At 49.1% G+C, this 14900-nt stretch carries 14 protein-coding genes; 6 read left to right on the top strand and 8 right to left on the bottom strand.

Going from position 1 to position 14900, the window contains the following annotated elements:
* Positions 1–41: 41 nt before the first annotated feature.
* The 3 genes from AC15IQ_RS10750 (at position 42) to AC15IQ_RS10740 (ending at position 5838) form a co-directional block, all read left to right on the top strand.
* The gene (locus tag AC15IQ_RS10750) at positions 42–3116 is read left to right on the top strand and encodes a DNA polymerase III subunit alpha (RefSeq protein ID WP_483179088.1); all 3075 of its coding nucleotides are present in this window, start codon (positions 42–44) and stop codon (positions 3114–3116) included.
* A gap of 432 nt (positions 3117–3548) precedes the next feature.
* Positions 3549–5267, top strand: coding sequence for a glutamine--tRNA ligase/YqeY domain fusion protein (locus tag AC15IQ_RS10745; RefSeq protein ID WP_483179086.1), 1719 nt, complete (start codon positions 3549–3551; stop codon positions 5265–5267).
* Between the two features lie 337 nt (positions 5268–5604).
* Positions 5605–5838 (top strand): hypothetical protein, encoded by a 234-nt coding sequence (locus tag AC15IQ_RS10740; protein WP_483179085.1) that lies wholly within the window; start codon positions 5605–5607, stop codon positions 5836–5838.
* Here AC15IQ_RS10740 and AC15IQ_RS10735 read toward each other — a convergent pair.
* Positions 5828–6001: a hypothetical protein gene (locus tag AC15IQ_RS10735; protein ID WP_483179083.1), complete on the bottom strand. Its 174-nt coding sequence runs from the start codon at positions 5999–6001 to the stop codon at positions 5828–5830. The two genes, AC15IQ_RS10740 and AC15IQ_RS10735, sit on opposite strands and share 11 nt — an antisense overlap.
* 225 nt (positions 6002–6226) lie before the next feature.
* On the opposite strand from AC15IQ_RS10735, the gene AC15IQ_RS10730 reads away from it, so the two are divergent.
* A complete protein-coding gene (locus AC15IQ_RS10730) occupies positions 6227–7921 on the top strand; it encodes an IS1634 family transposase (protein WP_483176844.1) in 1695 nt (564 codons plus the stop codon).
* 132 nt (positions 7922–8053) lie between these two features.
* On the opposite strand, the gene AC15IQ_RS10725 is transcribed toward AC15IQ_RS10730, so the two are convergent.
* The 5 genes from AC15IQ_RS10725 to AC15IQ_RS10705 form a co-directional block, all read right to left on the bottom strand.
* Positions 8054–8455 carry a hypothetical protein gene (locus tag AC15IQ_RS10725; protein ID WP_483179081.1) on the bottom strand — a complete coding sequence of 134 codons (402 nt, stop codon included), beginning with the start codon at positions 8453–8455 and terminating at the stop codon, positions 8054–8056.
* A complete protein-coding gene (locus tag AC15IQ_RS10720) occupies positions 8433–9308 on the bottom strand; it encodes a ParA family protein (protein WP_483179080.1) in 876 nt (291 codons plus the stop codon). The genes AC15IQ_RS10725 and AC15IQ_RS10720 overlap by 23 nt, the downstream gene beginning before the upstream one ends.
* 430 nt (positions 9309–9738) lie before the next feature.
* Positions 9739–10263, bottom strand: coding sequence for a hypothetical protein (locus AC15IQ_RS10715; RefSeq protein WP_483179078.1), 525 nt, complete (start codon positions 10261–10263; stop codon positions 9739–9741).
* A gap of 193 nt (positions 10264–10456) precedes the next feature.
* Positions 10457–10894 (bottom strand): universal stress protein, encoded by a 438-nt coding sequence (locus tag AC15IQ_RS10710; RefSeq protein ID WP_483179077.1) that lies wholly within the window; start codon positions 10892–10894, stop codon positions 10457–10459.
* Between the two features lie 58 nt (positions 10895–10952).
* Positions 10953–11411 (bottom strand): universal stress protein, encoded by a 459-nt coding sequence (locus AC15IQ_RS10705; protein WP_483179076.1) that lies wholly within the window; start codon positions 11409–11411, stop codon positions 10953–10955.
* Between the two features lie 567 nt (positions 11412–11978).
* Between AC15IQ_RS10705 and AC15IQ_RS10700 the strand changes: the two genes are divergently transcribed.
* Together AC15IQ_RS10700 and AC15IQ_RS10695 are read left to right on the top strand one after the other, a co-directional pair.
* Positions 11979–12170 (top strand): hypothetical protein, encoded by a 192-nt coding sequence (locus AC15IQ_RS10700; RefSeq protein ID WP_483179075.1) that lies wholly within the window; start codon positions 11979–11981, stop codon positions 12168–12170.
* A gap of 128 nt (positions 12171–12298) precedes the next feature.
* Positions 12299–12673, top strand: coding sequence for a hypothetical protein (locus tag AC15IQ_RS10695; protein ID WP_483179073.1), 375 nt, complete (start codon positions 12299–12301; stop codon positions 12671–12673).
* A gap of 160 nt (positions 12674–12833) precedes the next feature.
* Here AC15IQ_RS10695 and AC15IQ_RS10690 read toward each other — a convergent pair whose 3' ends face one another.
* Both AC15IQ_RS10690 and AC15IQ_RS10685 read right to left on the bottom strand, forming a co-directional pair.
* Positions 12834–12998 (bottom strand): hypothetical protein, encoded by a 165-nt coding sequence (locus AC15IQ_RS10690; RefSeq protein WP_483179072.1) that lies wholly within the window; start codon positions 12996–12998, stop codon positions 12834–12836.
* 598 nt (positions 12999–13596) lie between these two features.
* Complete coding sequence (locus tag AC15IQ_RS10685; protein WP_483179070.1) at positions 13597–14787, bottom strand: M24 family metallopeptidase; 1191 nt, start codon at positions 14785–14787, stop codon at positions 13597–13599.
* Between the last annotated feature and the right edge of the window lie 113 nt (positions 14788–14900).

Below are 14900 nucleotides of genomic sequence, written 5' to 3'. Positions count from 1 at the left end.
AATGTGTCATTCGTCCCCATGTGTCATTTTGAGGTGAGGATATGGTTGTTCATCTGCATGTGCACGGACCTTTTTCTTTTCTGGATGGAGGCAGTTCGGCTGAGGAACTGGTAGCCCGGGCAGCCAGTTTTGATATGCCCGCCCTGGCCTTGACTGATCATAACTGTATGAGCGGGGCGGTGCGCTTCCAGAAGGCCGCCCGGGCGGCAGGCATCAAGGCCATTCAGGGAGTGGAGATCACCCTCGATAATGGCACCCATCTGACTCTCCTGGCTAAAAACCCGCGGGGCTATGCCTCTTTATGCCGCCTGGTCAGCAGAGCCCACCTGGACAATCCTCGAGGGGAACCGGGGGCCAGTTTTGAAGCTCTCCTGACATTGGAAGAAGTCATTATCATGTCGGGCTGCCGCCGCGGGGAACTGGCCTCACTGATTCTGCAGGGGCGCTGCCGCGAAGCTGCTGAACTGGCTTCGCACTATAAAGATCTGTGGGGCGATAATTTCTATATCGAGCTGCAGGATAACCTCTTGCCCGGCAATCATTTGCTAAATCAGAGCCTGTTGGAACTGGCCCGGGCCATGGACATAAAACCGGTGGCCACCAACAATGTCCATTACGCCAGCCGCGAGGATTTCGTGCTGCATGACATTCTTACCTGTATACGCACCCTGAGCACGGTGCAGGATATACATCCTGCCCGGCCTTTAAACGGGGAGAGCTATCTCAAATCCTCCCCTGAGATGGAAGAATTATTCCGATTCTGCCCCGAGGCCTTGCAGAATACCCTGCAGATTGCGGAGAGGTGCGAACCGGCACTTGAACTCGACAAAATCCATTTTCCCTGTTTCCATTTAAAACCGGGGCAGAAGGCTGCCACTTTGCTGCGTCAGGTGACTTTTGCGGGGGCCGAAAAGCGCTATCACAGGATAAGCTCAAAAATAAGACAGCGCCTGGAGACAGAACTGGATATCATCGAAAAACTGGGCTTCCCCGAGTATTTCCTGGTGGTCTGGGATCTGGCCTGCTTTGCCCGCCGCCATGGCATCCGCTATGCCGGGCGGGGTTCGGCGGCCGATTCACTGGTGGCCTATTGCCTGTTCATCACTGAGGTGGATTCGCTGCAGAGAGGTTTGCTTTTTGAGCGCTTCATGAGCCTGGAACGTCAGGGACTGCCGGATATTGACATTGATTTCGAATACCGTCACCGTGATGAGGTGATTGATTATGTCTATCAGCGCTATGGGGAGGAACGGGTGGCCAGGGTGGCCACTTATAACACCTTTCAGGGGCGTTCTGCTTTGCGTGAGGTGGGCAAAGCCCTGGGCTTCCCGGAGGAAGAAATAGGTCCCATGGCCAAAAAACTGCCCCATACTCATGCGGATAATATCCGCAAGATGATGGACCTCTTGCCGGAATTGAAAGACAGCCCGTTGCATGAGGAGCGCTATGCGTTTTTGCTGGATGTCTGTGAAAAGATCGCAGGTTTCCCCAAATTCTTAGGAATGCACTTGGGCGGAGTGGTGATCAGTGATATCCCCCTGCAACAGTTGACCCCTGTGCAGAAATCGGCCCTGGGTCCGGTAATTTGTCATTTTGATAAAGATGATGTGGAAGAATTGGGCCTGGTCAAACTGGATCTGCTCTCTTTAAGGACGCTGTCAGTGGTGCAGGATACCCTGGCTTCCCTGAATGAGGAGGGCCAGGGGATCGATTACGACAGTATCCCCATGGATGACCCGGACAGCTATGCCATGATCCGCCAGGGTGAGACCATCGGGGTTTTCCAACTGGAAAGCCCGGCGCAGCGGGCCTTGCAGGCACGCCTGGAGGCCAGTCATATGGAGGATGTGGTGGCCAGCATGGCCTTGATACGCCCCGGACCCATCAAGGGCAATATGGTGGAACCCTACATTGACCGCCGCCAGGGCCGGGCAGAGGTAGAATACCTCCACCCCCTCTTAAAGCCTATCCTGGAGAAGACTTACGGGGTGGTCTTGTTTCAGGAGCAGGTGATTGAGATCGCTATTGCTATCGCTGGTTTCACCCCGGGGGAGGCCGATCAGCTGCGCCGGGTGATGACTCATGCCCGCTCTCGCAAAGCCATGGAGGAGATCGGGGAAAAATTCATCAGCCGGGCAATGTCGCGGGGCATTGACAGCGAGCTGGCCGAAAAAATTTTCTCCTATATCGCCGGGTATGCCAGCTACGGCTTCTGCGAGGCCCATGCGGCCGCGTTTGCCACTACCAGCTTCAAGACCGCCTATCTGATCCAGCACTATCCGGCCCAATATTTCACGGCCTTGTTAAACAACCAGCCGCTGGGTTATTATCCTCCGGCCATACTCTGCAACGAGGCCCGCCGCCGCGGCATCAGCATACTGCCCCCGGATGTCAATCTCAGCCAGGCCGGTTTTGAGGCTATCGGGAACGAACACATCCGCACCGGGCTCAAGCAGGTTAAAGGCATCAGCCGGGAAGCCTTGCAAGCCATTATCGCCGGGCGCAAGCCAGGGCCTTATAAGGACCTGCCCGATTTCATCAGCCGCACCGGTATTGACCGGGATATCGCGGAAAATCTCATCAAATGCGGAGCCTTGGACAACCTGCATAAGAACCGTCGTCAGATGCTGTTGGAACTACCGGGCTGGCTGGAATGGCGCCGCAGTAGGGAACAAGGCACAGCCCAGCTTTTTGCCCCTCCGGCAGGGGAGGGGGAGGATTTTTCACTATTAGAAAAGGCCGCCTGGGAGCGCCTCATCCTGGGAATAGATACCGAACATCATGTGATGGCCATTTATAGGCCGGAGCTGCAGCGGCGCGGCATCAAGTCCAGCTGTGAGGCCAAACGGATGGCCAGCGGCGACCGCATAACTGCAGCCGGGCTGTTGCTGCGTCCCCACCGCCCCCCCACCCGCAGCGGCAAAATTACCGTATTCCTGTCTCTGGAGGATGAGTTCGGGCTCCTTGATGTAACGGTATTTGAACGAGTGTATTTTCAATATGGATCTTTTATTTTTGGGGAGCAGCAGGGACCCCTATTGGTACGGGGCATGGTGCAGCGGCGTGGCAATGGAGTCAGCCTAATGGCGCAGAGTCTCTCATTTGTTAATATGTAAGGGAAATCTATAGTTCTGGCATTTATTAAATCAAAACAATAATTCTTTGGTAAATTAAAAAATGACACAGATAAAGCGTCCCCCTGTGTCATTTTTTATTTTTGGAGAACAGCAGGGGCCTCTCTTGGTGCGGGGCACGGTGCAGCGGCGCGGCAATGGAGTCAGTCTGATAGCTCAGAGTCTCTCATTTGTTAATATGTAAGGGAAATCTATCTTTGTGTCAGTTCTGGCATTTATTAATTCCAAAATAATGATTCTTTGGTGAATTAAAAAATGACACAGATAAAGCGTCCCCCTGTGTCATTGTTTGATGCACTTGCTTCAGGTGATGAGGGGGGATATAATTATAAGTTAGTATATACGGCGATAAATACCCCGCAGAATGCAGAAGATTGGTACAGCAGGGTGTTGGAACATATAAGGGGGTTCATTATGACGACAGCAGGAACACCGGATGAAGCCGGCCTAGGTGCAAACCGGGACTTACCAGTCAATTTTATTCAGGACATCATCAGCAATGACCTAAAAACCGGAAAGGTGAGGAGCATACATACCCGTTTCCCGCCAGAGCCGAACGGCTACCTGCATATCGGCCATGCCAAATCGATATGTCTCAACTTTGGTTTGGCCAAAGCCAATAACGGCCTGTGCAATCTGCGTTTTGACGACACCAACCCCAGCAAAGAAGAGACCGAGTTTGTGGAGTCCATTATGCGCGATGTGCGCTGGCTAGGTTTTGATTGGGATGATCGCCTATATTACGCTTCAGATTACTTCCAGGACTGTTATGACTGGGCGGTGCAGCTTATAAAAGAAGGCAAAGCCTATGTGTGCGATCTCAGCGCTGAGGAGATCCGGGCTTATCGCGGCACTTTGACCGAGCCTGGCAAGGATAGCCCGTACCGCAACCGCTCCATTGAGGAAAATCTGGACCTGTTCGAACGCATGAAAAACGGGGAATTCCCCGACGGCTCCCGGGTCTTGAGGGCCAAAATCGATATGGCCTCGCCCAATATGAATATGCGCGATCCGGTTTTATACCGTATCATGCGGGCTACTCACCACCGCACCGGGGATAAATGGTGCATCTACCCGATGTACGATTATTCCCATCCCCTGGGGGACGCCAAGGAAAATATCACCCATTCGGTCTGCACCCTGGAGTTTGCCGACCACCGTCCCTTATACGACTGGTTTATCGAAAACGTGCGTCCTGGCAGTGAACCGCATCAATACGAGTTCGCGCGCCTCAACCTCAATTACACTGTGATGAGCAAGCGCAAGCTGCGCCGCCTGGTTGAGGAGGGTTTTGTCAATGGCTGGGACGATCCGCGTATGCCTACCATTTCTGGCCTGCGCCGCCGCGGCTACACGCCTGAGTCGATCCGCGATTTCTGCGAGCGCATCGGGGTGGCCAAACGCGACAGCGTGGTGGATATCGGCCTCTTAGAACATTGCATCAGAGAGGATTTGAACAAGAAAGCCCAAAGGGTGATGGCTGTCCTAAAACCCCTCAAGATTGTCCTGACCAATTACCCGGAAAACCAGGTTGAATGGCTGGAAATCGAAAACAATCCGGAAAACTCGGCCGCAGGCAGCAGAAAAGTACCGTTTGGGCGGGAGTTGTACATTGAACAGGATGATTTTATGGAGGTCCCGGTGAAAAAGTTTTTCCGCCTCTTCCCGGGTGGCGAGGTGCGTCTGAAAGGCGCTTTCATAATTAAATGCGAAAAAGTGGCGAAAGATGCCGAAGGCAATATCGTTCAATTGTACTGCACTTATGATCCGGATACCAGGAGCGGCGGTCCGGCCTCGGGACGCAAGGTAAAAGGCACTCTGCATTGGGTGGAAGCCAGTCATGCTATCCCAGCAGAGGTCCGACTGTACGAAAAGCTATTCCTGGTCGAAGATCCTGACAGTGACGAAGACGGTACTGATTTTGTAACCAAGATCAACCCCAACTCGCTGCAAGTTCTGAACAATTGCCTGGTAGAGCCGGAGTTGGCCGAGGCTCAGGTTGAAGACCGTTTTCAATTCCTGCGCCATGGATATTTCAGTGTAGACCCCGATAGCAAACCGGGAGCACTGGTTTTCAACCGTATCGTCTCATTGCGTGACAGTTGGGCTAAGATCCAAAAAACAGCGCAGTAGCCACTTGAGATCTGTTAATTGAGCGAGCTAACAGCTGTCTAATTACACTATGAATGTCAGCCGTGAAAGTGTCGCAGAGCAAAACCTGCGGCATATCGAGCTAGACCGGCAGCTGTCTAAACACCGCAGATATTTCAGCGAAAAGTGCTGTAGGGTAAAACCTGGCACTTTTTGTATGGTTGAGAAAAAATTAACAATCACTTTTATTAATAACTATGGCCTACCAATAATATATTATTGTAAGATATATGTAGCTGGCAAGAGACTATAGGCCAGACAAAATGTACCAGGTAAGGGAGGAGATAGTATCAGTATTATGCTTCCCAAACATGAGTACGTGGTAAAAGCGCTCGCGCAAATGGATAAGAAAGATGCCCTCATGCTTAAAAAAAGATGGGGCATCGAAGATGGCAAACCGATGCAGATATCGTCTTTGGCCAAGTACTTCAGCTTGACGCACGATAAAGTTATGGAGGAGTTGCGGAGAGTAGAACATCAGGTATTCAAACGCGCCCGCGAACTAGAGGACATTGAAAAATCAGCTGCAGAATCACTGCCTACTAATCGTTAAATACCTCGCCTTTATTCACAACCGCCTTGACCCGTTGCACAATCAATTCTACCAACCTATCCTGCCTGCGCAGTCGCACGTAACTACGGGAGGGGTCCAGGGCGTAATGACTGATTAGGTTTTTGCATTGAGCAGCATCCAGATTATCTAAGGACTTCAACAACAGAATACTACCGCCTTCGAGGAATGCCTTGAAGGGATCAATGGCAGGGGGCTCCTTAACCGGAGCCTTTTTCCTGACTTTTGCAGATAAGCTGAAAAGAATACCCGTGTAAATGCTGTAATATTAGTATTTATCGGGTATTTTTTATATCCCTCTACTGTATATCTAACGTATGTATGTTATAATATGGTTATACTATACTTGGTTCATACGAGGGGTGCAGGCATGAGCAGTCTACAGGTATATAACAGCCGAGGGATCAAATATGTGAGAATCGTGGAGTCTTATCGGGATCCAGTTAATAAGAAGCCCAAGACCAGGGTACTTAAGGTATTAGGGCGTGCAGACGAATTGGAAGCGCAGGAGCCTGGAATTCTGAATCGTTTGCGCAGAGAATGCCGGGAGTCCAGGGCTTTCAACGAGAGTCTTAAACAAGAAGCAATATTTAAAGATATCCAGCATTACCTGGAAGGATCTGATAACGACGCTGCTAAAGGCTTTCCTATTCGTAATTACGGCGTTAAGGTATACGAGAGTATCTGGGATGAATTGAAACTTGATTACTTCTTCGATTATCGCCAGAAGCGTGATTCCAACCTTAAGTTCAAAGTCAAAGATACGACATCTATGCTCGTTTACTTCCGGCTGCTAAAACCGGCATCAAAGAAAAAGAGCTTTGAACAAAAGGAGTTCTTTATCAACTCCAAGGAAATGAATTTAGAACAAATATACCGGAGTCTTTCTTTTCTTGCCAATGAAAAGAAATCTCTGGAAAGGCACTTGAACAAGCAGCTATCACTTAAAATGACACGCAACCTTGGAGTTGCTTTCTACGATGTTACCACTTATTACTTTGAGTCAGTCAGAGCCGATGAACTTAAGAAGTTCGGTTATTCTAAAGACAACAAAGTAAATCAGGTCCAAGTCGTAATGGGGCTCTTAATTGACGATGAGGGCATCCCAATTAGCTATGAACTGTTCCCCGGAAATACCAATGATTTTAAGACGCTGGTGCCAGTTATGGAATACTTACGGGAAACCTATGGCATAAAGAAGATTATAATAACCGCTGATCGTGGGCTAAATTCTAAACAGAACCTGGCCTACCTCAGGTCAAAAGGTTTTGATTATGTCATGGCATACAAAATCCGATCTGCAAGTAAAGCAATTAAGAACCTAGTTCTTGGGGACGAGGGCTACACTGTGGAGAGCCCGCAATTTAAATGGAAGGTCTGCAATTTTCAGAACAGTGTTAAGATTAATGGCGAAAAAGTCTTGCTCGATGACAATATGGTGATAACTTGGTCAGCTAAACGTGCTGAGAAAGACCGTAGAGACCGCGAACGATTGATAGAGAAGTCCCGGCGCCTTGTGGACTCCAAATCCAGTCTCAAAGCAGAAATGAAAAAGGGTGGCAAAAAGTATGTGCAACTGGCCATTTTTGATGACGATCACGTTTCATTCAACGAAAATCAGGTTGAAATGGATGCACAATTCGATGGATATTATGGAATTCAAAGCTCGGACAAAAGCCTGTCAGCGGCGCAGGTGATAGGGATCTATCAAGGCCTTTGGAAGATTGAGGAGAGCTTCAGGGTTATGAAAAGCAATTTAGAGGCCAGACCCATCTTTGTTTGGACAGAATCGAGTATTCGCGGCCATTTCGTAATGTGCTACCTGGCTTTGGTAATCCAGCGGTATCTAGAATACAAACTCAGAAAAGAAAAACTTGAGTTGTCTACCGAAAAGATCCAAGATGCTCTTCGAAGTGCTAATCTTACTGTTATTGATGATGCAAAAAGCAACAGCTCATATTATCTAAAGAACCAATCAAATGAAGACTTTTCGGCAATCCTAAGTACTTTACAACTTCCTGAAATCTTACCGTATGGTAAACTGAAAGACATCCGCAAAGCTTAGATATACAATCCTACAATTAAAAGAAAAGCTCTCAATTGCCTATCATCTAGGGGCGCGGAGAGCTTTCTTCTTCCTCTATTTTGCAAAAGTCAGGAGAGGACATTGAAAAATCAGCTGCAGAATCACTGCCTACTAATCGTTAAATACCTCGCCTTTATTCACAACCGCCTTGACCCGTTGCACAATCAATTCTACCAACCTATCCTGCCTGCGCAGTCGCACGTAACTACGGGAGGGGTCCAGGGCGTAATGACTGATTAGGTTTTTGCATTGAGCAGCATCCAGATTATCTAAGGACTTCAACAACAGAATACTACCGCCTTCGAGGAATGCCTTGAAGGGATCAATGGCAGGGGGCTCCTTAACCGGAGCCTTTTTCTTTCGCTGGGGTTTGTCTGCAGGTATGGCCGATTCAGCTATATAGGCCTGCCAGGGTACCGAGAGTCTGCTGGCCAGGCGTTTGTTGCCTGCCACCTCTTCGGCAAGAATATGCAGCATCTCAGCCATACATTTATTCAGTCTCTCGTCGGACATAATGCAGAACCTCCTCGGTCAATTGACGGTATTGCTGATAAGGCACTTGATATCCGTATTTGCCGTGCAAACTGGAATAAGGCACAGAAAAATCCATAGCCGCTGCAGCCTGCGAACTCTCCGGCAGGATGGTATTAAATACCCGCCCATATCCAGATCGGTCCGCATCCATGCTGAGTATATGTGACTGGGTGCGGTGCAGGGCGCTTTGGTGGCGGTATTTATTGATCACCACTCCCAGAGGCTCAAGCTGAGCGCCGGTCTCTGTAACCAAGCGGCGCACGCGGCTGACGATCTGAGGGATGCCATAGGTAGATAGTATATCGGGAATGACCGGGATCAAATAATACTGACTGAAAACCAGCCCATTCTGAGTGATCAGGCCTAAATTGGGTGGACAATCGATTAAGACCAGATCATAAGCGGTTGCCAATTCTGCCAAGGCCTCACCGAGTATTGTCAGGGGGCGGTCAGAAATGATCCCGCTGGGCTCTATGCCAGCCAAATTGTCCTGCAGGTCGATTAGATCCAGGCTGGAGGGCAGCAGATCCAGCCCAGCAATGCCTCCCCCGATGTTTGAGACCCGGTGTACGATGGCCTCCTCAGCGTAGAATACGGTGCGCTGCTGCTGCAGTCGGTCACGGAAAAGCTGCACCACGGTCTGACCCCTGACATTGCGCCGTTTCCATTCGTATTCGTTCATTAAGGCCATGGTGGCATTGGTTTGCGGGTCCAGGTCCACCACCAAGACCTTGAGCTGGTGCTGCAAAGCCATAAACTCCGCCAGGGCTACAGTTATGGTGGTCTTTCCCACCCCGCCTTTTAAATTGATGATGCTGATTATCGAAGCCATAAAAACCTTCATCCATACAGAAATAGGCAAATTCGACATTATTTTAAGGTAATTGTAACTTATAAGACCGTAAATGGGTACCCTCGATATATGATGGGGAAAAGAGTGATCAATATCAAAGCGCGGAAAAGGTTGGCATTCCTGCTGACAACAGGAGTGATTGACCGTTGTGGATCAGGTGGTTGGGTATGGTAAGGGACAGGAGAAACATCCAAGAGAACGATGGAAAAAGAGTGGTGTCATTCTGATGAATAGCCGAAGAATCTCCTTGTTTTGTTAGTTACAAGCTCCTTCACTAGCGTTCAGGATGACAAAGAGGGGCTTTATCAGTAATCTCGAACCGTCCCCATGTTGATTGGGGGTGGGAGGAAGCTGCAAGTGCGGGAAAGAAAAGGCGGCCCACTGGCCGCCTTTTTGAGTATGAGGAGGACTATAAATTAGATGTCATCTTTTGAACCCCTTCAAGGTAGTAGCTCCGTTTGACCGTCTTTCCATCGACAAGCACTCTGACCGCAGGGCCGTTTTCGCGATGCAGCTGGCCCTGAAAATACCACATTTCCTTGTAGCTATGGTGCTCCGGTTGACGCTCTATCCAGGCCGGCCCATCGACACGGTGCAGCCTGCCTTCTTGGTACCATTGCTGACCTATCACCTCGCCGCAGTGGTCATAGACAGTTACAGCCGGCAATCCGCTGCGGTGCAGAAGGCCAAGTTGGTAGTATTCTTCCCGCATCACCATGTTAAGGCCGGGAAAATAAATCACCGCGGCAGGTCCATCCAGACGATGCAGTCGGTTTTCGACATACCATTGTTCAGCCAGCAGAAAGCCGTCGGCTTTAAGAGCCGTGACCGCCGGACCATTCTCGCGGTGTTTAATTGTTTTGGTTTTGTCCTTATAGTATACGACTAGCTCTAGGTTTGGGTAGTTATCGGTAAGGCGGTTGGCAGCGAACAAAGCATATACCCTCCCAATGGTAAAAATAGCCCTTTATCAGGCTTTTGCGTTAGCAAAAGGGTACCACGACCATGGGAGAGAATTCAATATATCGGCATGAACAGCCGTTTTACAGCCATGAATAGCCGCTGATTTGACATGAAAGTACAATTTTCTTAAATAACCAACAAATGAAACAGTTGTGATACAGTCGCTATTTGACAACCAGCACCGGACAGGGGGCCTGTTGCACCACCCGACTACTTACACTGCCCAACAGAATCCCGCCCAAAGTACTCAATCCCCGGCTGCCAATTACTACCAGATCATATGTTCCTGAGTTCAACTGGCTTATGATGGCCCGCTCGGGGGTTCCCCAGACCAGTTCGGTATCCACCGTCACGCTATGTGGCGGTATTTGTTTAAGAGTATCGGCGATAATACTCTGGCCGACATCATTGAGTCTGGCGGCCATGCCTTCGGTTACCAGCGGTGGACCCTGCATGGTGTCCAGTCCGGTCAACTGACTTATATTGATGACATGAAGCAAAGTAACAGAGCTGCGGTATTTTTCCGCGATGTCCACCGCCTGAACTGCGGCCATCATTGAATGTTTGGAACCGTCTATGGGGACCAGGATCTTCTTAAACATTTTATCATCCTCCCATTAGTCAGTTTGTGTAAGTTGCTTATTATTCTTCCGTTAGGACTCATTCACCGCGCACGATCAAAACCGGACAAGGAGCCAGTTTGACCACCCGGTCGCTAACGCTGCCTAACAGTAAGCCACTTATGGCTCCCAGGCCGCGGCTGCCCATGACGATCAGGTCATAGCCGCCGCTTCTGGCCTTTTCCACGATGACCTCGGAGGGATTGCCCCAGGCCAGTTCAGTGGCGATGGAGATCCTGTCATACTTATCGGCGCCTTGGATCAACTCCAAGTTGGTAAATACTTTATCCAACAATAGCTTACCGTCATGTTCCAATTGGTCCATGAGCTCGTTTTTAAGAGATGGTCTGATGTAATTGCCCCGACTGCCCTGCCCATAATTTATAACATGCAGCAGAGTCACCATTCCGCCATTCTTCACTGCCATGAACACCGCCCGCTGTGCGGCCAGGTAGGCAAAATCAGAGCCGTCTATTGGGACTAATATTTTTTTAAACATGGATCACCTTTCCTTTACTTGCGGCATTAGGAAAAAGAAAACATTCACAAAAGTTCAAAATATTCTGAAAACATTGACCCAATATATATTATAGTATAAACTAAAATTACGGGGGAAGGGTTGAAAAGAACCTAACTCCCGAAAACACTCCCAAGGGGCAGGTTCTTTGAAAAGCTGAGCAGGGCGGTAACCATCGGGCAGGGCAGGGTAGGCTGCAGGCTCGATGAAGACAATGACCGCCTGACCGCCTGAATAGGAGAACAGTGTTTCCAGCTGGAGTGAACATAGGAGGTAATGGATTGTATCCAAAAGCTCCAAAGTAAAAGGGTTAGCATCAAGATTGTGCTGACCCTTTTGCCATTTCTGATCGAATAAGGGTGTAAACTCACAGAACTAGAGAAATTGGCTCTCAGCCAATAGCTATAACAAGTCAGTGCTGGTTGGACAGTTGACCGACTTTAATGTAATGCAAGCCATTCAATTCTACAAAAGGTTGCATATTTATTATGGGAACATAATCATTAAATGGCTATTAGTGTTATACTATACTAGTAGGGGGTGATGTTCGTGAACAGAGCCACTCTGTTGCAGGAACTCAAATGCGCCATCACGGAGATTGTTGAGTTACAGGAGCAGATCACCCTAACCGATAATTTCCGGGAGGTGAGGCGGCTGAAAAAGCGCCTCAGGGAGGTGCGGTGCTTGAGAACCTGGCTTTTGCAGCAGCTTGACTGCCTCAGGGTTCGGCACACCGCGTAAACCAATCACACTGACAGAGAGGCTAGACCTCCTTATTTTTTTGCCCATTTTTAGGATTTATTATATTAATGGTAATAAGAGGAGAACTCTTATCGATTAACGAAATCATATCATGGGAGGTGTTACTGATGGGGATGACAAAGGATGAGAAATTCGAAATGATGTTTGATACGGTCTTAGAGATCGCCAGGAAAACCAAGGCAATACCTTATTCGGATTATCTACAGGCCAAGTTCGATATCGATGAAACCGATATAGACATGATGGAAAAGCTCAGCCGCCCTCTTATAGAGGATTTCCAGCACGGCAAACGCACTGATTACGGCTTCATCCAACAGAGTCTTACCAAAGCGGGTCTGCCCCTTAACAAAGTAGATGCCCTGATCTGCTTGTTCTATGCACAGGGAGATAAGGACGATTTCTGGGAAATGCTCAAGAACAAGCCTCATTACATTGAAAAGCGTTTTAAACAGATTAAAGACAGCCTTAAGCCGTTGTACTAGTAGCTCTAAAAGGCTCCTCACAGAGGTGAGCCGGACGAGCTGCAGGTTGAGCCCAACATGCCGGCTAAAACAGCCTGGTCATGGGGGATATGCCGCTATATCCGGCTTTAAGGTTTTCGCTGTCTGCCGACCAGCATCAACTGCTGGTTATACATTACATTTATTCAGATTTCCTGTGAAACAGACGGTAGACAACAAAACCGAGCCAGCACCCGAGAACAACCAGACTGATCATCTGTAAATGAGTAAGGGCGTTGAAGTCCAGCGTAATCACCCACAGGGTGAACGCGATCAGGAAAAGCACATCCATCAAGGAGATACGCATAATAGCAGCCTCACATTCCGCCTGGGTCGGATAAGCCCAGGCTGTTTTCTATTCTTCCGGTGAAATTACCTTACCACCTTATCTGAAATACCAGCAACCAGGATTATAATTAAAGAATGTAATTGGGAGAACTTATTATGAATTAATGCAGTTCAATGTTGATGTTCATCAGATATTTAAGCATTTTGAAAGCATAGAGCTCTATTTTATCGGCCCCGGGGGAAAATCCTGCCTAGCCACCTGTGGTATAAGCAAATCCCGCTTTTGGAAACCTAATTATATTATTGGGCAACTGGTTCTGTATGCGGTCCATTACGCGTATTAAGCGGATTTGGCAAGATCGGGTACAGGCTGCTGGGCCTTTTTAGGCCATAGTTGTACATGGGCAGCTTGGGCCAAAGAATCAGACTATCAAATCATCAGGAGGTATATGATGCGCTATATTCACCACCATACTGACATGGAAAGACGCGCTCACATAACCCACTATGCCCCTTTAGCATCTTCTGAGATAGCCACATTGTGGAAAACTGCTCAGTACCGCAAAGCTCACTCACAGTACCGCATTGAAACATAAGTATTTAAGCGCTCGGTCGGGTTAAAGACCAATCCTTAAGATATCACGCGGTGTAGAAGAAAGATAGCGGGCACCGTCCTTTCCCTCAATCACCAGATCATCTTCTATCCCCACCACACCCTCGCCGGGAAAGAAAAACTTGGGTTCGACGGCTACGGTCATCCCGGGCTGCAAAATTTCTTTGCCTCCCTGGCAGATTATGGGCAGTTCATCGAGCTCCAGACCAATACCATGTCCGATAAAGCGCACCTGGGAGGAACCGAAGCCCATGAAATTGGCGGCAAATGGTGTCTCTTTCCTAACCCAGGCCAGGATTTCATCATATACCTCTCCCGCAGTGCGGCCGGGGACCAGAGCCCGGCGGATCATTTCTTCAACTTCCAGAGCGGTTGAATAGGCATTCTGCAGCTTTTGAGGGAGATCTCCTATAACCAACATGCGGGTAACATCGGCATGATAGCCTTTATTGGCCAGGGCAAAGTCCATCACAATGGCCTCACCGGGTTTAATTGGACTGCGTGAAGGGCCTATGGGATGAGCCCATGAAGGCCCCAATCCTCCGGTAGGGCCGTCAAAGTAGGTGGGCAGCGCGGCTCGAGGACCAGCCGCAACTCCTCCGAAATGAAGCTCGCCGCCAAAACACCTCATTCGGATCATGGGTTCATGACCGAGCTGCCGGGCTTTCACTTCGAGAAGGCTTTCCAGTTCGATTTCTGTAATACCCGGTCGCAGCAGGGTGGATACATGCTCCAGCAAGCCCGAATAAATCTGGCTGGTTCTGGTGATTTGGGCGATCTCCCATTCAGATTTAACCGCCCTGAGCAGTCGCAGCGGATAGGAAATATCTATGAATGAAGTATCCGCAAAGGCTTTTCTATACCTCTGGAAACACGCCACCGGAAGCACATCGTATTCCAAGCCTAGAATTTTTGGCACAGGCAATCCTGCGGCTGCAATGGTTTTAACCAGCTTGGAAGTGCCGGTAAGCGGCCTGACCTCCCAGGGGCATTCCGCCTGGGCCCGTTCCAGGTCCCGGTAAGCCAGGATTACCGGTCTGCCGGTGTTTGGTATATATACGTGCAGGTCCTGAGCGGTACCTGTGAAGTACATAGTATCAACCCGTTGTACCAGTAGAGCCCCGTCAATTTCTTTGTCTCTCAAGATTTCCTGAAAGCAGTCCAGCCTCTTTTGCAATTCATCTCTTGTCAACATAAATAACGCCCCCCAATTTCCTTATTTATGGACTTCAGGGAGCCTCAATTAATCTTGTCAGATATATATCAGTATAAGTGATGCTATTCAGGGGGAAGCAGGCTGGCAGGCCA

Source organism: Syntrophomonas sp. DTU019 (assembly GCA_913757435.1).
Lineage (GTDB): Bacteria > Bacillota > Syntrophomonadia > Syntrophomonadales > Syntrophomonadaceae > DTU019.
The sequence above is the reverse complement of the archived record's forward strand: the minus strand, read 5'-3'. Positions and strand labels throughout refer to the sequence as shown.

What these genes read in the sequence shown, in the direction of transcription:
- AC15IQ_RS10710 (WP_483179077.1), bottom strand. Translation starts at nt 10,894, where the DNA reads ATGTTTAAGAAGATCCTGGTCCCCATAGACGGTTCCAAACATTCAATG.
- AC15IQ_RS10730 (WP_483176844.1), top strand. Translation starts at nt 6,227, where the DNA reads ATGAGCAGTCTACAGGTATATAACAGCCGAGGGATCAAATATGTGAGA.
- AC15IQ_RS10685 (WP_483179070.1), bottom strand. Translation starts at nt 14,787, where the DNA reads ATGTTGACAAGAGATGAATTGCAAAAGAGGCTGGACTGCTTTCAGGAA.
- AC15IQ_RS10720 (WP_483179080.1), bottom strand. Translation starts at nt 9,308, where the DNA reads ATGGCTTCGATAATCAGCATCATCAATTTAAAAGGCGGGGTGGGAAAG.
- AC15IQ_RS10725 (WP_483179081.1), bottom strand. Translation starts at nt 8,455, where the DNA reads ATGTCCGACGAGAGACTGAATAAATGTATGGCTGAGATGCTGCATATT.
- AC15IQ_RS10690 (WP_483179072.1), bottom strand. Translation starts at nt 12,998, where the DNA reads ATGCGTATCTCCTTGATGGATGTGCTTTTCCTGATCGCGTTCACCCTG.
- AC15IQ_RS10695 (WP_483179073.1), top strand. Translation starts at nt 12,299, where the DNA reads ATGGGGATGACAAAGGATGAGAAATTCGAAATGATGTTTGATACGGTC.
- AC15IQ_RS10745 (WP_483179086.1), top strand. Translation starts at nt 3,549, where the DNA reads ATGACGACAGCAGGAACACCGGATGAAGCCGGCCTAGGTGCAAACCGG.
- AC15IQ_RS10705 (WP_483179076.1), bottom strand. Translation starts at nt 11,411, where the DNA reads ATGTTTAAAAAAATATTAGTCCCAATAGACGGCTCTGATTTTGCCTAC.
- AC15IQ_RS10750 (WP_483179088.1), top strand. Translation starts at nt 42, where the DNA reads ATGGTTGTTCATCTGCATGTGCACGGACCTTTTTCTTTTCTGGATGGA.